Raw genomic sequence first — 19,150 nt, forward strand, 5'->3', positions numbered from 1 at the left:
ACGTTTGGTTTTTCCCATTAACCCCTTTGAAGAGGTAACTTTGTGATTCTACAATACAATTTAGTAAAATGTTCAAAAAACAATTCGTAAAGGCAAAGAACCTGCTGATCTGGGGACAGGAAAAATTAACCAAAAAACAATTTATTTTTCTCTCCAGTGTCCTTATCGGAATTATTTCCGCCTTTGCCGTGATTTTCTTAAAAGCCTTTGCGCACTGGGTCTATTCTTTTGCAACCTATATCAACGGCACCTTAAAGCTGAGTTTTATTAATAGTATCCTGCCAGTTATAGGTATCCTTTTAACTGTTTTTGTGGTAAAAAGAGTACTGGGAGGCACCTTGGAGAAAGGGACTTCGCAGATTTTATATATTGTGGCCAGAAAAGCCAGTATTATTCCCAAAAAGCAGATGTATGCCCAGATTATCACCAGCTCGCTCACCGTAGGGCTTGGAGGATCTGCAGGACTGGAAAGCCCCATTGTGATCACAGGCGCCGCTTTTGGCTCCAATTTTGCCCAGCAGTTCAAGTTAAGCTATCAGGAACGCACACTGCTCATTGGCTGCGGGGTTGCCGCCGGTATAGCGGCCGCCTTTAATGCGCCGATTGCCGGGGTGCTCTTTGCCATCGAGGTGCTGCTGGTGGATGTCACCATTTCGGCCTTTACCCCTATTATGATTGCAGCGGCCACCGGAACACTAGTTTCCACCATAGTGCTTAATGAGAATATACTGCTGACCTTCAGGGAAAAACAGACTTTCGATTACCATAATATTCCCTTTTACGTTTTAATGGGACTTTTCACGGGTTTTATTGCCGTTTTTTATGCCCGGAAATTTTTAAAAACCGAGCACTATTTTGCCCATTTAAAATTTGGCATCTATAAAAAAGCGCTAATCGGGGCCTGCATTTTAGGACTGATGATCTTTATTTTCCCTACGCTTTTTGGCGAAGGATACGAAAGCATTAAAACCCTTGCCGACAAAGAGCCCGGAAAATTGCTTGAAAATACGCTATTTGGGGATTATGCCGACAACAGCTGGGTACTGCTGGCCTTTGTAGGGTTTTCTATGATGCTCAAGGCATTTTCTTCGGGAATTACCTTGGGAAGCGGCGGTAACGGCGGTAATTTTGCCCCTTCGCTTTTTTTGGGCTCTTATGCCGGATATTTCTTTTCCAAATTTTTAAATCTCACGGGACTTACTGATCTTCCCGTCAGCAATTTCACGCTCGTGGGCATGGCAGGGATCCTCAGCGGCCTGTTTCATGCGCCGCTAACGGCTATTTTTCTTATTGCAGAGATAACAGGAGGATATGATCTGATGATTCCCCTTATGATTGTAGCCTCTGTGAGTTTTGCTGTTTCCAAGCGTTTTGAAAAGCACTCCCTGGATGTAAAAAACCTCGCTAAAAAAGGAAATGTTTTCACCGGCAACAAGGATACTAATATTCTGTGCACACTGGAAATTGAAGACCTTGTCAAAAAAGATTACCTCACTGTAGAGAGCACTCAAAACCTTGAAAATGTTGCCGATCTTCTGGCACATTCCGATCAGGTTATTTTTGGGGTTGTAAACGGTGAAAACGATCTGCAGGGACTGGTGTATTTTAATGATATACGCGAGGTAATCTTCGATAACCTCAAAGCGGAAAATATCCTTGTAAAAGATATAATGGTCCAGCCCATTCAGACTGCAGATCTCTTTGACAGCATGGAAACTGTTATGAATAAATTTGAAAAAAGCAATAAGGCCTTCCTGCCGGTGCTTAAAAACGGGAAGTACTATGGTTTTATAACCAAATCAGATGTGCTGGAATCATACCGAAACAGGCTAAAATCGATGATCTTTGAATAAAACCTTCCCTTGCATAAAATAAATTCAATCAGCTTTGAGTTCTCATTTGCCCGATTTCAGTAAATAATTATTAAAATTAGTCTTATCTTAGTCCTACATGCCAAAATAGCGTATTAAATCGCTTGCTAATTATATAGATTATGAGAAAAATTACAGACCTGCTCAACCTTCGCGATGGAGAAGATGACAGGGTAAAAACCCTGGAGGCGGTAAAGAACAATATAACGTTCAAAGGAGCAAACCTTTGGATATTGGCCTGCGCCATTATTGTCGCCTCGGTTGGGTTAAATGTAAACTCAACAGCTGTGATTATCGGGGCAATGCTCATATCCCCTCTCATGGGGCCGATTGTGGGGGCCGGATTCGCATTGGGTATTTATGATTTTTCATTGCTTAAAAGGTCACTCAAAAATTTACTGACTGCAACAGTAGTAAGCCTGGTGGTTTCGACCTTGTATTTTTACCTTAGTCCCTTCAAGGATGTACAGTCCGAACTGCTGGCCAGGACTTCCCCAAATATCTATGATATCCTTATCGCCTTTTTTGGAGGTGTTGTGGGAGTGATTGCCGTTACCAGATCGGAAAAAGGCAATCCAATTCCAGGGGTTGCCATTGCAACGGCCCTTATGCCGCCGCTGTGTACGGCCGGTTACGGGATTGCCACCGCGCAGTGGACCTTTTTTTTAGGGGCATTTTATCTCTACTGCATCAACTGCGTCTTTATAGGAATTGCTACTTTTTTAATCATTAAATACCTTAATTACCCGGCCGTTAAACAGGTAGATGAAAAACACCAAAAACGGGTAAAGTATACCATTGCTTTTTTAATAACAGTTATGCTGGTGCCCAGCAGTTATCTGGCTTACTCACTGTACAGGGAGCAGCAGTTTAAAAAAAATGCAGATCTTTTCATTGAGAGTGAATTCACCAATAAAGGATATACCATAGTGTATAAAAAAACTGATTTTACGCCTAAAGCTAAAAAACTCGAGCTGGCTTTCCTCTCCAGACGGTTTTCCGCATTAGAAATAAAAGAGCTTAAAGATAAACTGAACCAAAATAAATACCTGGCCGGCACACAATTGCAGATCCGTCAGGACAGCACTGACCGCTTCAATGCTCTAAAGGGCGATATCCTGAGCCAGATTAAAAGCAGTGAGAATGAGATGAATGTAAAAGACGTTAAGATCATGCAGCTGGAAAAGCAGCTGACCAGGAACAAATTTGACAACCTTCAGATTTTAAAAGAAACCCGGGTTTTATTTCCAGCTGTAAGTTCACTCTCTATCAATAAAAGCAGCCTTGTTAATCAAAAAGACAGCATTACAACGATAACGGCCGTTATCTATGACGGCGCTAAAACTCTAAGTCCGGCCCAGAGCGACAAACTCAAGCTGTGGCTCAATGAGCGCCTGCTGGTAAAAGATGTGGAACTTTTCAAGAAACATTAATTTTCCCCAAGAGCTTTTTTCTGCTTTTTATTGTACAGGCTCAAAATGCAAAACCCTGAAATACCGGCAATTGTAGAGGCAATGAGTATCGCGAATTTGGCTTCATTTTGATGCAGTGCATCTCCAAAGGAAAGAAGTGCTATAAAAATCGACATTGTAAATCCGATCCCGCCCAGCAGACCAAGCCCCAGCACATGCATCCAGGTAACAGACTGGGGAAGTTCGGCAATTTTCAGCTTGACCGACAGCCATGACATTATAAAAATTCCAATGGGTTTACCTAAAAATAATCCAAGGATAATACCCAGTCCCAGATTACTGAAAAGCCCTGATATCATTTCAGTTTCAAAAGTGATATTGGTATTGGCAAGGGCAAAAATGGGCATAATTATAAAATTCACTGGACGGGTCAGGGCATGTTCCAGTTTTTCAAGAGCAGACTCCGTATCATCCTCAGTAGTGGGCAGCGTTACGGCTACCAGAACACCGGCAATAGTGGCATGAATACCCGAGTGATGAATAAAATACCAGATAACTGCTCCGGGGATCAGGTAAAAAAGTATATTTTTGACACCCATTCGATTAAAGATTATCAATAAAACAAACAATGCCCCTGCATATCCTAAATAGAGAAAATTCAATTCCGAGGAGTAAAATAGGGCTATTACTAAAATTGCAATAAGGTCATCCACAATAGCCAGCGCGGCCAGAAATATTTTAAGGCCCGATGGTACCTTACTGCCTAAAAGGGATAAAATCCCCAGTGCAAAAGCAATATCGGTAGCCATTGGAATCCCCCAGCCTTTGGCCGTATGCGGATCGCCATTATTAAAAAAGAAATAAATTAAGGCCGGAACCGCTACACCGCCCACTGCGGCAAGCACCGGAAGGGAAGCCTGGGCAAATGAAGAAAGCTCCCCTTCCACTATCTCCCTTTTTATTTCCAGTCCTACAAGAAGAAAAAAAACAGCCATAAGCCCGTCATTGATCCAGAGTAAAACCGGATATTTTAAATGCAGCAAAGAAGTATTGAATCCCAGTTCAAAATTAAGCAGTTCCTTAAAACCACCCGACCATCCCGAGTTGGCAATCAAAAGTGATATAAGTACACAGATTAATAATATAATTCCACCTGCAGAGGAGGATCGGAAAAAATGAGAAAAGACCTTAAGATTTATGAGTTTTGCCATAAATACAAATTTAACTCATTATAACTGTACCTCCAATTAAATATACCAAAAACCAATAGACTGTATTTTAAACAGGGCTGCATGGAAATATTTTTCGTGTGATTTAAAGAATAATATTCAGACTGTAATTTATCATTTCAGCAGGTAAAATTCAGGTTTGCTGCAAAGAATTGCGTTTGAATGTGCAGTCCTCCACGACAAAACAGGGCTCTGTGGCAGCCCTACCCTCGATGGCAGTGAAATCCTTTTGTGCCGGGGCCTGGCACAAAAGATTGCTTCGCCAGTACGCTGGCACTCGGGTGGAACCGATAGCGGGAAAAGCTCCTGAAAAATTATTAATTAATAGTCTCCACTAAAAATCACCTGCAAATCATAATAAATTTTACCCTTTTAAAATTCTAATACACACTGAAATATTTCTTATATACTTTAAACAATTGAATACCTGCTAAAGCAATAAAAAAAAGCGGAATAAAAACAGGCAGTATGCCCTTTGCGAATTGATTTGTGTCTTGTAAAACAGACTGCAATATTATTATTACGCTAAGCATTCCTGTAAAAATACCCATTAAGGTTCCTGCGATATAATAATATTTTAGCTTCCTTTGAATGGTAATATATTTTTCATTGAGCAAATATAAATTCCAGCTGGTCCAAAAAGGCAATTGTAAAAAATTAAATCCATTTAAAATTACGCCAATTATAAATGGAGAATAGATCAAATATCTCTCTAAATAATAATCAGACTCTGCCGGGTGATTGAAATTCAAATAAAAAACAAACGCCAGAGTAAGCATGAAGCCAACTGAAAACAGATCTATGACCTTCATGAGTTTTCTGTTTTTTATAAGCTCTCTGGCGAAAAGCAGCGTAAAATAAATCACAAAGGCTTCTATAAATATGACTCCAAACAAAAAGAAAACCAAATTATGAAATCCTGATTTTGCATAGATTTCCAGTCCAACTAAGTTTAAGTATCCCAGCGGAACTGATCCGAGAAAACTTACCAGAAATCCAACGGAGATATTTTTTACCTTTTTCATTTCTAGAAATTCATTATTTTATTGTTTTGTGCCAGATGCAATCTGTACTCACGCATTCCCACTTTGTGATCTAAATAGGGAACGCCCGTTTTATGGTTTTCAACACTTATTTCATACATATAAGTAATATGTCGTGCCAGTTCTTTCCATGCAAACCAAACCGAATGTTTGGGGTCATAAATATGTGTAGGTTCGCTTGCCGCACCGTTTAATTCTACAATCTGGAAGTTTTCTCCTTGTTCTAATTCTTCAAAAGTGTTGTACATGATATCGAAACGCCCGAAATAAAATTCAGGAATTTGAGCAGCGAGCTCATTGATCATCTTGGTTAATTTTGGCGTAACCCAATGGCTGCCATCCAAAAATTTTGCGCCCCGGGCGTGATTGCCAAATGGAACTAAATTTATGGTTTCGCCTCTGGGTAATATCAGGTCCAATTGATCACCATATTCTTCTTTTAAAACATTAAACTGCAACTGAAATCTTGGCGTTTGTTTGATCAGATTTTCAATTGTTGATTTGCCATCACCTGTTACAATCAAAAACTCTTTAGAGACAATTCCGGTAATTTTTCCGTATTTTTCCAGCGGATGACGAACATAAAAAACACCCACTTCATTCTTGAATGGGATTAAATCCTGCAAAAGAAAATCAAAATTTGCTTTTTGGGCATAGTCTTTCAGCTCCGATATTGTTTTAATTTTTTTCACGCCCGAACCACGCAGGCCAATATCCGGCTTTGCAATTAACGGGAAATAGATTTCCCTTTCTAATACCTTATCTGCTATGGTTTTAAAATCCGTATTTTCTTTAATTAAAATGGTTTTCGGGTAGCATTTTTCAGGAAGCAGATCATAAATCTGTTTTTTGCTTTCCATCATAAACCCGCCGTTTTTAATTTTCGGATTAGAGGCATTAAAGAAAAAAATCGATCTTGCTCTGATGGCATAATAGGCCCAAAGAAAATAGATAGGAACATACAGAACCTGAAATGGCCAATATTCCCAATTGGTAATTTTATGAAAAAATAGTTTCATCTGAATGTTTTTAAATTCGAATAAATGAGGTTGAAAAATCTTCTGCTTTGACTAAATCATAATATTTCATTACCCCCCTATTTTGCTCTATTACGCTTTGGGTTACGCTCAGGGTTTTCATCCTATTTTCTCTATTGATAATTAAACCATTTTGAGTGTCTTCGCTGCTTGTGTTTCGATGAAAATCCAGCATTTCCAATGGTGATATTTCATTTTTATCTTTCAAAAAATCAAAAAACCAGTCTGATCTTTTATTTCTTACCGGATCTGTATATAAAGTAACTGATGACCAAATGTAATTTCGGGATTCATCTAATATTGTGCTCTTTTTTTCAATGCCATCCCAAATCAATTCGTACAATTCTTTTTCCTGATACAAAACCAGCGTAAAAGGCTCAATATTATCCAGATCAATTTGTTTCCAAAAGTCCTTTGGAGAATCATCCGAAATAATGTCCAAAACAATTAGTCCGCGGCTTTTTCGATAAGGCAGTATCACATTGTGTTTTGCGATTCCGCCATTTAGCAAAACCAGAACTGTTCCGTTTTCATCCATGACAAACCAGGTTCCCCCCGCTTTTGAATCTTTTGGGTACATCATATTTTTTCCCTTATGCTTATAATTCCTGGGCACAATAGCACTGGGACGAATTACTTTTTCATCCCTGTTTGAAGTGATCATTACAACTCCGTTATTATTTACAAAACTTACTGTACACATTGTTTTCTGTATGCTATGGTCGAGCGCGCTACACCAAAATTTTCATCAATGATAATATTTTCGAATTGCAAAACGGCCACTTTTATGAGCGCCTGATGATGCACACAATGCTCTAAATTATAGAGCAATTCTCTATAATAATTGCTTTGAATCCTCATGCTAAGACCATCAATAAACTGTTCGAGATAGATTATTTTGTTCTCGCTTTTCAATTCTTTTTTAATTTGAATAATGCATTTTTTAGCAAATTCTGTTTCGGTTTGAATTTGCTTATTTCTCTGGCGGTTGTCATAATTTAAAATTCCCGAATCATAACTTTGTTCCAGACATTGAAACATCTCCAGAATATGTCTTGTATGTTCGCCAATTGTGGCATTACTTAAAGCCTGGCAAGATTTTGAATAATCCTGATCTGACAATTGATCTAATAGATATATTAACTCATCTAAACTCTGGCGTATTGATTCTAGTAACATAATCTTTTAATTTAGAAGATTAGACAATTTGTTTTTGTTGAAATAAAGCAAACCCAGGCAGCATAATAAGGTAATAATAGCCAGACTAAAAAGTAATCCGCCGTCATCTTTTACCACGAGTCCCAAAACAAATACATGTGATAAAATAGCTCCGGTCATTACCCCAATTCCACCCAAAGCACCAATCCAGGTGGTTTTTGGAATCAGGATTAAAATTACAACTATCAATTCGGCTATTGCTGAACCAATTCTTCCGTAAGGTTCTACTCCTAGGGCAGTGAAAATATAGATGCTTTCTTCTGCTCCGCTGAACTTGAAATATAAGGTCTGCAATAAAATTACCGAGGCGGCAATTCTGAGAATCCATATTAAAATTTCCTTTTTCATGACCGTGTTATTTATAGATTTTTTTCCAGTTGTCATCTGCCCTTATTTTTAAATTTCCCTCGTCTTTATTCCAGCTTTTTAAGGTGTTGTTGAAAAAGGCATTGTAAAACAGAAAAAGTTTGCCATCAGTAATTTTAAACGTTTCGGGGTTTATTTCGACTTTTTCGCCAGCGCTCCCCATCGCATAAGCACACCAGCCACCGTATTGAGGTTCGTATTTTGATGGATTTTTCAGAAAAGCATTTTTATTTTCACCTGACGAAAAATTATAAATCACGCCCTGGTAAGAAGCTGAGATCCCTTTTTTCCCTTTAACTGCTTTTCCCTGACTAAAATATCCTACCGGACCATAACCCTGAATGGCAGTTTTGTTTTCTAAATTATACTGGCTAGCTCTTTTGGCATCATTTTGAGCAGAAGAAACTCCAAAAACCAAAATCAATACAAGTAATACTAACTTTTTCATTTTTTTTATTTTAAATTTTTTAATACTGAAACAAGTAATTCGGTAGTGATACGATGCTTAAAATCAGGAGAGACATATTCAAAAAGGATATCACTCTGGGGATTCACAACAAAAACGGACGGAACAGGTAAAAAACTAGTATTCATTCCATTAGAATTTACGTTAATTACACTTTTATAGTTTTCAGGAGCCTCAAAAGCAATTCCCATGGCTTTTATTAATTCTCCTTTTGAGTCAGAAAGTAAGGTATATTTTACTTTATCTTTTTCTGCTGTCATTTTTAAATTTTCAGCAGAATCAGGACTTACCGCTATAATTTGATATCCCAAATCCATAACTTGCTTTTCGGCTTCGGCCAATGCCTGCAGATGCATATTGCAATACGGGCACCAGCCTCCACGATAAAAAACAAGAACTGTCTTTTTCTTTTTTAGCAGGTCTGAAATTTGTACATCTGTATTATCCGATGATTTTAAAGTAAGGTTTGGAATCTTCTCTCCTATTAGCAAAGGAGTGATATCAGTGGCAGATTTAGCAATCATGTTTTGCGCGTTAGCAGCCCAAGTAAGGGTCGCTAAAAAAATAAAAATTAATTTTTTCATAGTGTATGTTTTTACATCTTTTTAATAATGTAAAATTATCATACTATAAAAAAGCAAAATGTCGGCTAATTTACACTTAGCCCAAAATAATTATAATTTGGTAATATCTCGAATGATAATTTCTTTTCTGTTGTAGTTTAAAAGCTGATTGGTTTCCATCTCATTGAGCAATTGTGTAGCGGTTTGTCTGGAAGTACAGATAATCTGGGCAATATCATTTTGGGTTAGATAATTTTCAATGGCTACTGAATTTCCTTCTCTAACGCCTTCCTGTTCTGCCCAGTCTTTCAGGAATTGATACAATCTGGTTTTGGCATCCTTAGAAATTAGATTGGCATAATTGTTTTTAATACGTTTCATTTTCAGTCCTACAAACTTGGTGTATGAAAGTGCTAAAGTCGGATTACGAAGCAATAAATCTTCAAAATCAGACATTAAAAAACTGCAGATGGCAACATCGTCTGAAAGGACTTTTGCATATTCTTCGTTTTTATTATCTGTTTCCAAAGTCAGTTCACCAAACAAATCTCCTTTCTGGATAATGTCCTTTATAGTTTCGTTGCCATTATTATCCAGGGCAACAATCTTGATATTCCCCTTTTTAAGTAAAAAAATCCGGGGCACATCTGAAGATGAAAAATAAATAATTTCCCCTTTTGAGGCTTTTTTAAAACCTGTGATTATGCAAAGTTGCTTGATTTGAGAAAAACTCAAAGTCCTAAACAATTTATGATCACGCAAATACCAATATTTTAATTCTTCGTACATAAGAGATACATTATTTGGTAAATGTAAACAATTTGGAAAATAATTCGCTTCCATGTTTAAATCGCATATTCAAGCCCTATAAGTATATAGTAGCCTGATGCATAATTTACGATTAATAAAGTTACATTAAAAGTATAGTATCTAAACTGCTTTTCTGATCTAAACATATCACAACTAAAGAAAAAGAAATTTTAGCCTTCCATTTCATCTTTTCAGGCTGCTTTGATTGTGAAGATAACAGCGAAATTATTTTGACCATAGTAAGTTATCAAAAAATATTCCCTTAAAATACTCATCCATAATACCTTATAGTTAGTCCGGTTTTCTTTTAGTTTATTTCTTGGCTTATTTTAAAACCAAAAAGAATATTAAAGCGTAAATGACTTTATAACTTAAAAAAAATAATTATGAAAACTGGAAAATTTTTAGCAGCAGCAATCCTGGCATTAGGATTTGGATTTACATCATTTGCACAAAAAACAGTAATGGTTGGTGGAGCGGCTATGTATCCTAATAAAAATATTATAGAAAATGCGGTAAACTCAAAGGATCATACCACCTTGGTAGCAGCAGTAAAAGCAGCAGGATTAGTTGAAACCCTGCAAGGTAAAGGTCCATTTACTGTTTTTGCACCGACAAATGAAGCTTTTAGTAAATTACCGGCCGGAACTGTTGAAACATTATTGAAACCTGAGAATATTAAAACATTGCAAACTATATTGACCTATCATGTAGTATCCGGTAAAATGAATAGTTCTGATATTGCAAAAGCAATAAAAGCCGGTAAAGGAAAAGCCACTTTAAAAACAGTGAGCGGCGAAACTTTAACTGCCTGGATGGATGGAAAAGATTTGTACATCAGTGACGAGAGCGGCAATAAGGCTAAAGTTACAATCTCAGATGTAAATCAATCCAATGGTGTTATACATGTAGTGGATACAGTACTGCTTCCGAAAATGTAATTTTCCGAGAATAAAATACAATTATAGAAAAAGCCCTGAAATTTCAGGGCTTTTTCTATAATTACTATCCTGAACAATAGTAATAGCAGATTATATATGAGATACTGCTTAACATTTTATTGGCAGCTCAATACTTTAAATATAGGGAGCTGATGTCTTTTTTGATACAGAACCATAACCTGCAACGACTATCGGATCAGGTGCAAAAGTTGGGGGATTTAACCAAAAGATTAGATAATCTAACTAGAAATAGTAAATGTAATATTCTATGCTCTTATTTTAGATTTATCTAGCCCAGTCATTAATCCAATTACTCACGGTCTGACACCATTCATCATCATCATTCAAACACGGAATCGCTAAGAAATTCTCTCCTCCTTTTGCTTCAAAATCTTCTTTGGCTCGCATTGCGATTTCTTCCAACGTTTCTAAACAATCTGAAACGAAAGCCGGAGTTACAACTGCCAATTTCTTGATCCCTTTTGCTGGCATTTTATCAACTTCAACATCGGTATAAGGTTCTAACCATTTGTCTCCCGCTAAACGCGATTGAAAAGTTAAACTGTATTTATCAGCTGGAAGTCCTAATAATTTCACCACTTGTTTTGTGGTTTCATAACATTGATGACGATAGCAGAAATCGTGTGCCGGCGAAGGTGTGTTACAGCAAGAGCCGTCAATTTTACAATGTGATTTGGTTACATCGGTTTTGCGAATGTGACGCTCCGGAATTCCGTGATACGAGAATAACAGATGATCGTAGTCGAATCCAACTAGATGTTTCTGGATAGAATCAGCCAGATTCTTGATGTAATCCGGTTTGTTGTAAAACGCAGGAACATCGGTAAAAGTCATTTGTGGAAATTTCTTTTTACGAATTTCTTCCGCTTTAACCAAAATTGTCAATGTTGAAGCCATTGCATATTGCGGATATAAAGGAAAAAGTAATACTTCTGTGACTCCTTTATCATGTAATTCCTGTAGCCCTTTTTCAATTGTCATGCTTCCATAGCGCATTGCTAACGAAACCGGAACATTTACTAAAGACTGTACTTTTTTCTGCATTCTTTCAGATAGCACCACTAACGGAGAACCTTCTTCCCACCAAATTTTAGTATAAGCATGTGCAGATTCTTCCGGTCTTTTTCTCAGGATAATGCCACGAACTAAAAAAGCTCGCAACAAATACGGAACATCGATCACGTGTTTGTCCATTAAAAACTCGTCTAAATATGGTTTTACATCTTTTGTAGTTGGACTTTCCGGAGATCCTAAGTTTACTAATAATACGCCTTTCATTTACTTTTTGCTTTGTTCTATAGAATAGATGTTAAAATTGTCGCGCAGATTTTGCAGATTGAGTAGATTAAAATTCGTGGATTGCTTCGCCCGTTCATTATCACCAGGCTCATAGCCAACAAAACTAAACATTCGTATTAATCGACATCAGATATTTTTTTGGAGTTGTTGCAAACTTTTTCTTGAATCCTGCAATGAAATGGCTTCCTGTACTGTAACCTATTTTCAACCCCACTTCGTTTACATTGTAAGAACCGCTGTCAAGCAACTTTCTGGCGAAATCCATTTTATAGTCAAAAAGAAAACCGTAAACCGTATCGCCATAAATTTGTTTGAAACCCATTTTGAGTTTCTTCAGATTCAGACCAATTTCATCGGCTAATTCTTGTAAACCAGGCGGTTCAGCCATATTGGCGATGATAATTTCTTTGGCTTTTTTTATTTTAAATACATTACCTTCATCAATTAAAAACGGACAATGATGCGCATTTGGATCTTCGCTCCTGTTAAAAGATAAACTAAGTAATTCGTATCCTTTACCTTTACAATAAAGATTTTTTATGGATGGATGAAGGTTATAATGGAACAACTGGCTTAAAACAACTGCCATTGAAGGACTTATACAACCTTCATTATAATAATTTTTATACTTGTTATCAGGACTTAAAAAAGTAATATAATCTGCTTCAACAGAAAACAATGCATGAAATTTCCTAATTGAAATAATAACAGAAATCATCCACGAATTTGGTGAAAGCTCTAAATGAAATGGTAGCTCTTTTTGTGGATTGTATAAAAGAAAGGATTTTTCTTCTTGTAGTGCTAAATCATAATTACCATTATTACATGAAAATTTGGCGTTACCTTTAAGTACGAAATGAAACTGTATGAAATCAGTGGTTAGTTGACGGTGTGTAAAAAAAGGTTCTGGACCGTCATTCTGAAAACGGATAAGTGCAAAGTCGTTTTCAACTTTTATTTCTTCCTCCATTTTTGAAATAGCGAATAATTGGTTTTTCAAAATTAAATCTTTTTAATGGTTTAGTATACTTCTCTTAAAGTTATAAATCTTACTTTTTTGATCTGTCATTTCAAAACCGCAACAACTAGAATATTTATTTTATTAGAAACTTTGCTTTTCACGAGAGTTGGTATGACGATGTTAAAATCACTGGCATTTACGGCAAAATTAGATACAATACTAATTCCAGATCCGGACATCATTATCCTTGCTTTGGTTATTATATCCTTTGATTTTCCATGAAGCTCTAACTTCCCTTTTATAGTAAAATCTTTAGCGGAATTGGTAAGACTGTTTAAATCAAAATCTTCTATTTTCCCTTTAAATATAGCTTTAGGGTATTGATCGCTCTCCATATAATTTTCATTGAAATGCTCTTCCATTAACGCAACTTTAAATTGAAATCCTTTCATCAATGCTAAACTTGCAATTTCTCCTGTTGTAGTATTCAATACAAAGGTTACATTGTTATTTGTAGCTTTAACCTCTTCAAAAGAAGCAACAGATGCTTCAAAAGTTATTTTACCTGTTTTACTGATCATTTTTTCTTGCGCCAGACCAATAGCGCAAGCATAAAGCATGGAAACGAGTATAATTTTTTTCATGGTTTTCTTTATATTATTATGTTAGTTTAAAAATCAATTTTTTGCTTATTTTAAAACAGCAATAATTTGAACCTTTACTCTATCATCAAGTTTATACTTGATAAGCGATGGAATTGGAATGCCAAAATCACTGGCATTAACAGCAAAATCTGAAATGATGGTAATTCTGGAACCTGTCCTGGTGATCTTTGCGCTCGCATTTATATCTCTTGATTTCCCATGAAGTTCTAAGTTTCCTTTTATTAGGTAATCTTTATAATCTTCAGTTAAATTATTCGAATCAAACTTTTCTATTTTTCCTCTAAAAATAGCTTTTGGATATTTATCGCTCTCCATGTAATTTTCATTGAAATGTTCTTCCATCAAAGGCATTTCAAACTGAAATCCTTTTATCAGGGCTAAGGATGCAATTTCACCTGTTGCCGGATTTAAAACAAAAGTTACATTGGTATTGGTTCCTAAAACCGGCTGAAAAGACGGGACCGAAGCTTCAAAAGTGATTGTTGATGATTTAGTTAATATTTTTTCCTGCGAAAAAACAAGGAACGAAGCCAATATCATTGGCATTACTATGATTTTTTTCATGTTTTTTACTATGGATTATTGCTCTAATAATCCATCTTGTTCCCATTTTTTAATAACATCAATTGTGGTTTGAGGCAATCTTGGCCCTCCCTGTGGCATTAATGAACTATTTCCATTTTCTAAAGAAATCCGGTTGAGCAGCCCGCGATTTAAGACCGCATTTTTAACCTGGTCATAAGTAACCAGGGACATAGGTGCCCCATTTTTGGGAACAGCTGCATGGCAGACAACACAATTATTATCAATGATGGATTTCACATTCTGATTGTATGTGGCAACGCCGGTAATTGGTGGAGTGTCAATTAAAGTACTGGGATTATCATCTGTACAACTTACTAGTAGTAAAGCAAATGATGGAATAAGCAAACGAGTTTTTAAATTCATGGGATTGGTTTTTAGTTTTAGAAAGGCTAAATGATTTTAATATTTAAAGCATTTTGAAATCATATACGGTGAAATGGATCATACAGATTTAATAACAGTCATATTTGATCATTTAAATCCAATAGGTATTTTTTAACGTAGATAATCCAAATACTAAAAACCAGCCATGAGAAAAAAAATACTTATTATTATTCCCCTCTTCCTGATAACCGGGATCTCAATTTACCTCTACAGTTACAAAGGTCATAGGAATATCGAATCAGAAACTGCAGATTATACTGTAACGGTTAAAGGACTCGAAAAAGAATTTACTTTCAATGACAGCCTTGCTACTGTCAAATACCAGGACAAAACAATTGAAGTAACTGCAATTGTAACAGCTGTTGAACCCGCGAGTAAGGGAATCGTTATTGACGAAAAGATATTTGCAACCTTCAAAGACAGTTTGCCCAAAGACATTGCAATTGGCAGAATGCTAAAAATTAAAGGACGGTTTTTAGGATATGATGAGCTCTTACAAGAATTTAAAATAGATCAATCCTCCCTTGTACACCAAAACAAATAACAATTAAAATTAACCACATGAAAAAGCTCATTCTATTATTGTTTTTATTTCCATTACTAACCTATTCGCAAGATGACCTATTATCCGGAGTTGAAGCGCCAATCACAAAAGAAAAGGTGGCATCTGCATTTAAAGCCCTGAAGATTGTCAATCTCGAATCGACCAAACTGGCGGCAAAAGGAGATTTGTATTTTGTTGTAGCACACCGGTTTGGTTCTATAAAAGACGGCTTTGAGGGATTCTATGGACTGGATAACGCCAACACACAAATAAAATTTATATACGGATTGACCCCGGGGATTAATATAAGTGCCGCCAGAAGTGAATTTGCTTATGACTTTGCAACAAAATATATGTTATTGCCGCAAATAAAAGACGGATTTCCGGTGACTATTGCAGGGTTTAATAGTTTGTCTATCAACAACACGCTAAAGGAAAGTCTATATCCTAAACTTGAATTTAAAAATAGGCTCACCTATGTAGCCCAGCTTTTAATTTCCAGAAAATTCTCTGAAAAATTATCTTTAGAAATAGTTCCATCATTTTTCCATGAAAATTTTGTGCTCGACCCTGAACAGAGCAATTCACAATATGCCATTGGCTTTGGTGGTAGATACAAGTTTGCAAAACGCTGGTCATTGAATATGGATTATGCGGCACACTTAAACAGGGCGTCAAATTCTATTTATAAAAATCCATTATCCATTGGTTTTGACCTGGAAACCGGCGGACACGTTTTTCAAATGCATTTTACCAGTTCTCAAGCCATTGATGAAGCCGGATATCTTGGAAGAACTACGGGAGACTGGACCAAGGGCGATATTTTCTTTGGGTTTAATTTGGCGAGAGTTTTCTAAAATACTCTGTAATTCAGTGTGTTGTTATTTAAAATAAATCTAAACTACTATTTTATCGATTTAAATAAAACCAAGCCAAAAAAGGGTTCGTATATGATCTAGAAAACCTAAAATCATTTTAAAAATCAGCTTTATGAAAATTAACAAATTTATTAAAAAAGGCCTTTGGACGGGATTGATCATTTTGGTACTATTTTTTGCCATTTTTCTATTCCACATTATTACCGCTAAGCCTGCTGTTTATGAAAGCCCAAATCTGCAGGTAAGCCGAATTGATTTTAAAACAAATATAGATTCGGTGCAAGCCAAACAAATATGTTCAGATTTGAGATCTATCAAGGGATTAACCTCTGATTCTATAATCGTAAAAAGAAATGTGGTTGTTTACTTCCATAACAACAAGATCACTAATTCTAAAAAAGTATTTGACCAGTTGATAGCCATAGGACATTATGATGCTCAGCGTTATATTTTACCAGAAAATTTGGCTGGCAAAGAAGTTTGTCCAGTGAATCAAAATAGTTTGAGCTACAGATTGTCTCAAAAACTAAACCGTTTTTTTAATTAACCTTTAATATTTTTATTATGAAAATTTATTCCAAAATTACACTTAGTGTATTACTCGCAGCTTCTGCAACCCTGGCTTCGTGCAGTAGTAATGATGATGACGCCCCGGTAACTCCTCCTGTAAAGGCATCTATTTACGAAAGATTAGGCGGAACTAAAATGGTTTCAGATCCAGATAACGCTGGCCAAATGATCGAGCAGGGGCGTTTGAGTTTCCGCAAGGTGGTAAATTCAACTATAGGATTAATTGTTGCCGATGTTCAGTCGAATGCAGCGGGGAATCTACAAGCGCATTTTGCCCCGGTATTAGCCGAAACAGGAACTACCCAGTCTACAAATATTGCTAAACTATCGGACAATCTGACTGATTTCTTTTCGTTTAACACTGGTGGTACAAATGCCGTAAATACCTATTCTGGTTTGAATATGGTAGCTGCGCACGATCCTGCGAAAAATCCTCGCATGGGGACAAAATCAAGTACTGCGGATTATACAAAATTTGAAGGATATGTAGGAGCAGCTGCAAATGCAAATGGTGTAGCTTCAAATACAGAGCTTTATACAGATATTGTTGCGGTCTTAGAATCACTTAGAACTCCAATAGTTCAAAAATAATTTCTCTTAAACGCTACCTGTTTTTCAGGTAGCGTTTTATATTTAAATCCTGCCGGCAACTTATAATGCAATTATGTGTGAATCCATTATTCTTTAGCATTAAAGGAAGTTTCATCGTGTTTTACAATAACCTACTAATATTTTTTTGAACTTTAAAAAGAGCATAATATGGAAAAATATAACATGTCCAAAAATACCACCTTTTATGCTTTAGGCTTAAGTTATAAAAAAGCAGATGCAGCAATTAGAGGGAAGTTTAGTTTGGATACTAAAGCACAATCTGATCTTTTGCTGCAGGCAAAGGCAGAAGGGATCGAATCATTAATTGTCACTTCTACTTGTAATAGAACCGAAATATATGGTTTTGCCAATCATCCATATGAATTAATCAAATTACTTTGTGAGAACAGCAAGGGCTCCGTAGAAGAATTTCAGCAAGTTGCTTATATATACAAGAATCAGGAAGCTGTGAACCATATGTTTCGAGTTGGAACAGGGTTGGATAGCCAGATTTTAGGTGATTTTGAAATCATTAGTCAAATTAAAATCGCTTTTAATAATAGCAAACGCGAGGACTTAATCAATACATTCCTGGATCGTTTAATAAACGCGGTTATACAGGCTAGCAAAAAAGTCAAAACAGATACTGAAATTTCATCCGGTGCCACATCTGCTTCATTTGCAGCTGTTCAATATATTATCAGAAATGTAGAAGATATTAGAAATAAAAATATCTTACTATTCGGAACAGGGAAAATTGGCAGAAATACGTGTGAAAATTTAGTAAAACATACAAAGAATACCCATATCACCCTTATAAACAGAACAAAGAACAAGGCCATCGAATTAGCTGGTAAACTAAACGTTATTGTAAAGGATTTTCTAAACTTACAAGAAGAAATAAAACAGACAGATGTGCTCATAGTTGCAACAGGTGCACAAAATCCAACTATAGACAAAGCACTACTTAACAGAAAGAAACCATTACTGATTTTGGACTTATCCATTCCACGAAATGTAAATCCAGATGTAGCGCAAATTCCAGGAATAACTTTAATACATCTCGATTATTTGTCTCAGGTTACAGATGATACGCTTGAGAGAAGAAAACAACATATTCCTGCTGCAGAAGCTATCATTGAGGATATGAAATTAGAATTCAATACATGGATGAATACTCGAAAATATGCGCCAACTATCCATGCGTTAAAAGCTAAACTAAATGATATTGCGGCAAGCGAATTGGCTATTCAGAGAAAGAAAACAAGCAATTTTGATGTCGCTCAGGTTGATTTAATCAGCGCCAGGATCATTCAAAAAATAACAAACCACTTTGCAAGCCACTTGAAAAATGAAAATACTTGCGTGGATGAAAGTATTGACTTTATTGAAAAAGTATTTCAAATTGGACAGCTCGCGCCAAAACACGCTTCTTCTCAAATTGAAAAAACATATAAGATCAATCTTTCATAGACGTTATTAGGTTTTGCAAACAATTTTCGATCTGTATTAGAAATACCCAAATAAGTTAGCAAATTTGATCCTGAAACTTGCTGTAAATAACTATTGATGTATAAAAGTTCAATCCCAACAGGACATCCAAACCAAATTAGTAATAGCCAATCTTTTCAAATCTTCCGTAAAAATTTATAGAAATTTGTACAGTAGAGATCATTATAAAAAGTAAAATCCTGAA

Annotated in this window: 22 protein-coding genes; 8 read left to right on the forward strand and 14 right to left on the reverse strand. The window is 36.1% G+C overall.

Annotated elements, in window-relative coordinates; genetic code table 11:
- Positions 1-68: 68 nt before the first annotated feature.
- A complete protein-coding gene (locus DCO46_RS02970; protein WP_116751099.1) occupies positions 69-1,853 on the forward strand; it encodes a chloride channel protein in 1,785 nt (594 codons plus the stop codon).
- 140 nt (positions 1,854-1,993) lie between these two features.
- The gene (locus DCO46_RS02975) at positions 1,994-3,304 is read left to right on the forward strand and encodes a DUF389 domain-containing protein (RefSeq protein WP_116751100.1); all 1,311 of its coding nucleotides are present in this window, start codon (positions 1,994-1,996) and stop codon (positions 3,302-3,304) included.
- Here DCO46_RS02975 and nhaA read toward each other — a convergent pair.
- The 9 genes from nhaA to DCO46_RS03020 all read right to left on the reverse strand — a co-directional run bounded on the left by nhaA (position 3,301) and on the right by DCO46_RS03020 (position 9,994).
- Positions 3,301-4,494: a Na+/H+ antiporter NhaA gene (gene nhaA / locus DCO46_RS02980; protein WP_116751101.1), complete on the reverse strand. Its 1,194-nt coding sequence runs from the start codon at positions 4,492-4,494 to the stop codon at positions 3,301-3,303. The genes DCO46_RS02975 and nhaA overlap by 4 nt on opposite strands.
- Positions 4,495-4,892: 398 nt before the next feature.
- Complete coding sequence (locus DCO46_RS02985) at positions 4,893-5,537, reverse strand: hypothetical protein (protein WP_116751102.1); 645 nt, start codon at positions 5,535-5,537, stop codon at positions 4,893-4,895.
- Positions 5,538-5,539: 2 nt separating this feature from the next.
- Positions 5,540-6,574 (reverse strand): D-alanine--D-alanine ligase, encoded by a 1,035-nt coding sequence (locus DCO46_RS02990; RefSeq protein ID WP_116751103.1) that lies wholly within the window; start codon positions 6,572-6,574, stop codon positions 5,540-5,542.
- Positions 6,575-6,584: 10 nt separating this feature from the next.
- The gene (locus tag DCO46_RS02995) at positions 6,585-7,295 is read right to left on the reverse strand and encodes an NRDE family protein (RefSeq protein ID WP_116751104.1); all 711 of its coding nucleotides are present in this window, start codon (positions 7,293-7,295) and stop codon (positions 6,585-6,587) included.
- Entirely contained in the window at positions 7,283-7,771 is a 489-nt protein-coding gene (locus DCO46_RS03000) for a hypothetical protein (protein WP_035688624.1), read from the reverse strand. The genes DCO46_RS02995 and DCO46_RS03000 overlap by 13 nt, the downstream gene beginning before the upstream one ends.
- 6 nt (positions 7,772-7,777) lie before the next feature.
- On the reverse strand, positions 7,778-8,158 hold the full coding sequence (locus DCO46_RS03005; RefSeq protein ID WP_116751156.1) for a DoxX family membrane protein: 381 nt from the start codon (positions 8,156-8,158) through the stop codon (positions 7,778-7,780).
- 7 nt (positions 8,159-8,165) lie between these two features.
- A complete protein-coding gene (locus DCO46_RS03010; RefSeq protein WP_116751105.1) occupies positions 8,166-8,624 on the reverse strand; it encodes a YHS domain-containing (seleno)protein in 459 nt (152 codons plus the stop codon).
- Positions 8,625-8,629: 5 nt separating this feature from the next.
- Positions 8,630-9,226 carry a peroxiredoxin-like family protein gene (locus tag DCO46_RS03015; RefSeq protein WP_116751106.1) on the reverse strand — a complete coding sequence of 199 codons (597 nt, stop codon included), beginning with the start codon at positions 9,224-9,226 and terminating at the stop codon, positions 8,630-8,632.
- Positions 9,227-9,316: 90 nt separating this feature from the next.
- Positions 9,317-9,994, reverse strand: a complete 678-nt coding sequence (locus DCO46_RS03020) for a Crp/Fnr family transcriptional regulator (RefSeq protein ID WP_056252210.1) — start codon at positions 9,992-9,994, stop codon at positions 9,317-9,319.
- Between the two features lie 407 nt (positions 9,995-10,401).
- Here DCO46_RS03020 and DCO46_RS03025 point away from each other — a divergent pair, with 407 nt between their 5' ends.
- Positions 10,402-10,956 carry a fasciclin domain-containing protein gene (locus tag DCO46_RS03025; RefSeq protein WP_116751107.1) on the forward strand — a complete coding sequence of 185 codons (555 nt, stop codon included), beginning with the start codon at positions 10,402-10,404 and terminating at the stop codon, positions 10,954-10,956.
- A 285-nt stretch (positions 10,957-11,241) separates the two neighbouring features.
- Here DCO46_RS03025 and hemH read toward each other — a convergent pair whose 3' ends face one another.
- The 5 genes from hemH to DCO46_RS03050 all read right to left on the reverse strand — a co-directional run bounded on the left by hemH (position 11,242) and on the right by DCO46_RS03050 (position 14,850).
- Positions 11,242-12,255, reverse strand: coding sequence for a ferrochelatase (gene hemH / locus DCO46_RS03030; protein WP_035688616.1), 1,014 nt, complete (start codon positions 12,253-12,255; stop codon positions 11,242-11,244).
- Between the two features lie 124 nt (positions 12,256-12,379).
- Positions 12,380-13,246 carry a helix-turn-helix transcriptional regulator gene (locus DCO46_RS03035; protein ID WP_116751108.1) on the reverse strand — a complete coding sequence of 289 codons (867 nt, stop codon included), beginning with the start codon at positions 13,244-13,246 and terminating at the stop codon, positions 12,380-12,382.
- A 95-nt stretch (positions 13,247-13,341) separates the two neighbouring features.
- On the reverse strand, positions 13,342-13,881 hold the full coding sequence (locus DCO46_RS03040; RefSeq protein WP_035688612.1) for a YceI family protein: 540 nt from the start codon (positions 13,879-13,881) through the stop codon (positions 13,342-13,344).
- Between the two features lie 45 nt (positions 13,882-13,926).
- Complete coding sequence (locus tag DCO46_RS03045; RefSeq protein WP_056191597.1) at positions 13,927-14,466, reverse strand: YceI family protein; 540 nt, start codon at positions 14,464-14,466, stop codon at positions 13,927-13,929.
- A gap of 15 nt (positions 14,467-14,481) precedes the next feature.
- Positions 14,482-14,850 (reverse strand): hypothetical protein, encoded by a 369-nt coding sequence (locus tag DCO46_RS03050; RefSeq protein ID WP_035688608.1) that lies wholly within the window; start codon positions 14,848-14,850, stop codon positions 14,482-14,484.
- A 166-nt stretch (positions 14,851-15,016) separates the two neighbouring features.
- On the opposite strand from DCO46_RS03050, the gene DCO46_RS03055 reads away from it, so the two are divergent.
- From DCO46_RS03055 to hemA, 5 genes are all read left to right on the forward strand, one after another.
- On the forward strand, positions 15,017-15,415 hold the full coding sequence (locus tag DCO46_RS03055) for an OB-fold protein (protein WP_056251076.1): 399 nt from the start codon (positions 15,017-15,019) through the stop codon (positions 15,413-15,415).
- A 17-nt stretch (positions 15,416-15,432) separates the two neighbouring features.
- A complete protein-coding gene (locus tag DCO46_RS03060; RefSeq protein ID WP_056251073.1) occupies positions 15,433-16,272 on the forward strand; it encodes a DUF5777 family beta-barrel protein in 840 nt (279 codons plus the stop codon).
- Positions 16,273-16,405: 133 nt separating this feature from the next.
- On the forward strand, positions 16,406-16,840 hold the full coding sequence (locus DCO46_RS03065; protein WP_035688602.1) for a hypothetical protein: 435 nt from the start codon (positions 16,406-16,408) through the stop codon (positions 16,838-16,840).
- A gap of 17 nt (positions 16,841-16,857) precedes the next feature.
- Positions 16,858-17,454 carry a hypothetical protein gene (locus tag DCO46_RS03070; protein ID WP_035688600.1) on the forward strand — a complete coding sequence of 199 codons (597 nt, stop codon included), beginning with the start codon at positions 16,858-16,860 and terminating at the stop codon, positions 17,452-17,454.
- 168 nt (positions 17,455-17,622) lie between these two features.
- The gene (hemA, locus tag DCO46_RS03075; RefSeq protein ID WP_116751109.1) at positions 17,623-18,927 is read left to right on the forward strand and encodes a glutamyl-tRNA reductase; all 1,305 of its coding nucleotides are present in this window, start codon (positions 17,623-17,625) and stop codon (positions 18,925-18,927) included.
- Positions 18,928-19,150: the final 223 nt, after the last annotated feature.

Origin of the sequence: Flavobacterium sp. HTF, assembly GCF_003105115.1 — a bacterium.
Taxonomy (GTDB): domain Bacteria; phylum Bacteroidota; class Bacteroidia; order Flavobacteriales; family Flavobacteriaceae; genus Flavobacterium.

What these genes read in the sequence shown, in the direction of transcription:
- DCO46_RS02970 (WP_116751099.1), top strand. Translation starts at nt 69, where the DNA reads ATGTTCAAAAAACAATTCGTAAAGGCAAAGAACCTGCTGATCTGGGGA.
- DCO46_RS02975 (WP_116751100.1), top strand. Translation starts at nt 1,994, where the DNA reads ATGAGAAAAATTACAGACCTGCTCAACCTTCGCGATGGAGAAGATGAC.
- nhaA (WP_116751101.1), bottom strand. Translation starts at nt 4,494, where the DNA reads ATGGCAAAACTCATAAATCTTAAGGTCTTTTCTCATTTTTTCCGATCC.
- DCO46_RS02985 (WP_116751102.1), bottom strand. Translation starts at nt 5,537, where the DNA reads ATGAAAAAGGTAAAAAATATCTCCGTTGGATTTCTGGTAAGTTTTCTC.
- DCO46_RS02990 (WP_116751103.1), bottom strand. Translation starts at nt 6,574, where the DNA reads ATGAAACTATTTTTTCATAAAATTACCAATTGGGAATATTGGCCATTT.
- DCO46_RS02995 (WP_116751104.1), bottom strand. Translation starts at nt 7,295, where the DNA reads ATGTGTACAGTAAGTTTTGTAAATAATAACGGAGTTGTAATGATCACT.
- DCO46_RS03000 (WP_035688624.1), bottom strand. Translation starts at nt 7,771, where the DNA reads ATGTTACTAGAATCAATACGCCAGAGTTTAGATGAGTTAATATATCTA.
- DCO46_RS03005 (WP_116751156.1), bottom strand. Translation starts at nt 8,158, where the DNA reads ATGAAAAAGGAAATTTTAATATGGATTCTCAGAATTGCCGCCTCGGTA.
- DCO46_RS03010 (WP_116751105.1), bottom strand. Translation starts at nt 8,624, where the DNA reads ATGAAAAAGTTAGTATTACTTGTATTGATTTTGGTTTTTGGAGTTTCT.
- DCO46_RS03015 (WP_116751106.1), bottom strand. Translation starts at nt 9,226, where the DNA reads ATGAAAAAATTAATTTTTATTTTTTTAGCGACCCTTACTTGGGCTGCT.
- DCO46_RS03020 (WP_056252210.1), bottom strand. Translation starts at nt 9,994, where the DNA reads ATGTACGAAGAATTAAAATATTGGTATTTGCGTGATCATAAATTGTTT.
- DCO46_RS03025 (WP_116751107.1), top strand. Translation starts at nt 10,402, where the DNA reads ATGAAAACTGGAAAATTTTTAGCAGCAGCAATCCTGGCATTAGGATTT.
- hemH (WP_035688616.1), bottom strand. Translation starts at nt 12,255, where the DNA reads ATGAAAGGCGTATTATTAGTAAACTTAGGATCTCCGGAAAGTCCAACT.
- DCO46_RS03035 (WP_116751108.1), bottom strand. Translation starts at nt 13,246, where the DNA reads ATGGAGGAAGAAATAAAAGTTGAAAACGACTTTGCACTTATCCGTTTT.
- DCO46_RS03040 (WP_035688612.1), bottom strand. Translation starts at nt 13,881, where the DNA reads ATGAAAAAAATTATACTCGTTTCCATGCTTTATGCTTGCGCTATTGGT.
- DCO46_RS03045 (WP_056191597.1), bottom strand. Translation starts at nt 14,466, where the DNA reads ATGAAAAAAATCATAGTAATGCCAATGATATTGGCTTCGTTCCTTGTT.
- DCO46_RS03050 (WP_035688608.1), bottom strand. Translation starts at nt 14,850, where the DNA reads ATGAATTTAAAAACTCGTTTGCTTATTCCATCATTTGCTTTACTACTA.
- DCO46_RS03055 (WP_056251076.1), top strand. Translation starts at nt 15,017, where the DNA reads ATGAGAAAAAAAATACTTATTATTATTCCCCTCTTCCTGATAACCGGG.
- DCO46_RS03060 (WP_056251073.1), top strand. Translation starts at nt 15,433, where the DNA reads ATGAAAAAGCTCATTCTATTATTGTTTTTATTTCCATTACTAACCTAT.
- DCO46_RS03065 (WP_035688602.1), top strand. Translation starts at nt 16,406, where the DNA reads ATGAAAATTAACAAATTTATTAAAAAAGGCCTTTGGACGGGATTGATC.
- DCO46_RS03070 (WP_035688600.1), top strand. Translation starts at nt 16,858, where the DNA reads ATGAAAATTTATTCCAAAATTACACTTAGTGTATTACTCGCAGCTTCT.
- hemA (WP_116751109.1), top strand. Translation starts at nt 17,623, where the DNA reads ATGGAAAAATATAACATGTCCAAAAATACCACCTTTTATGCTTTAGGC.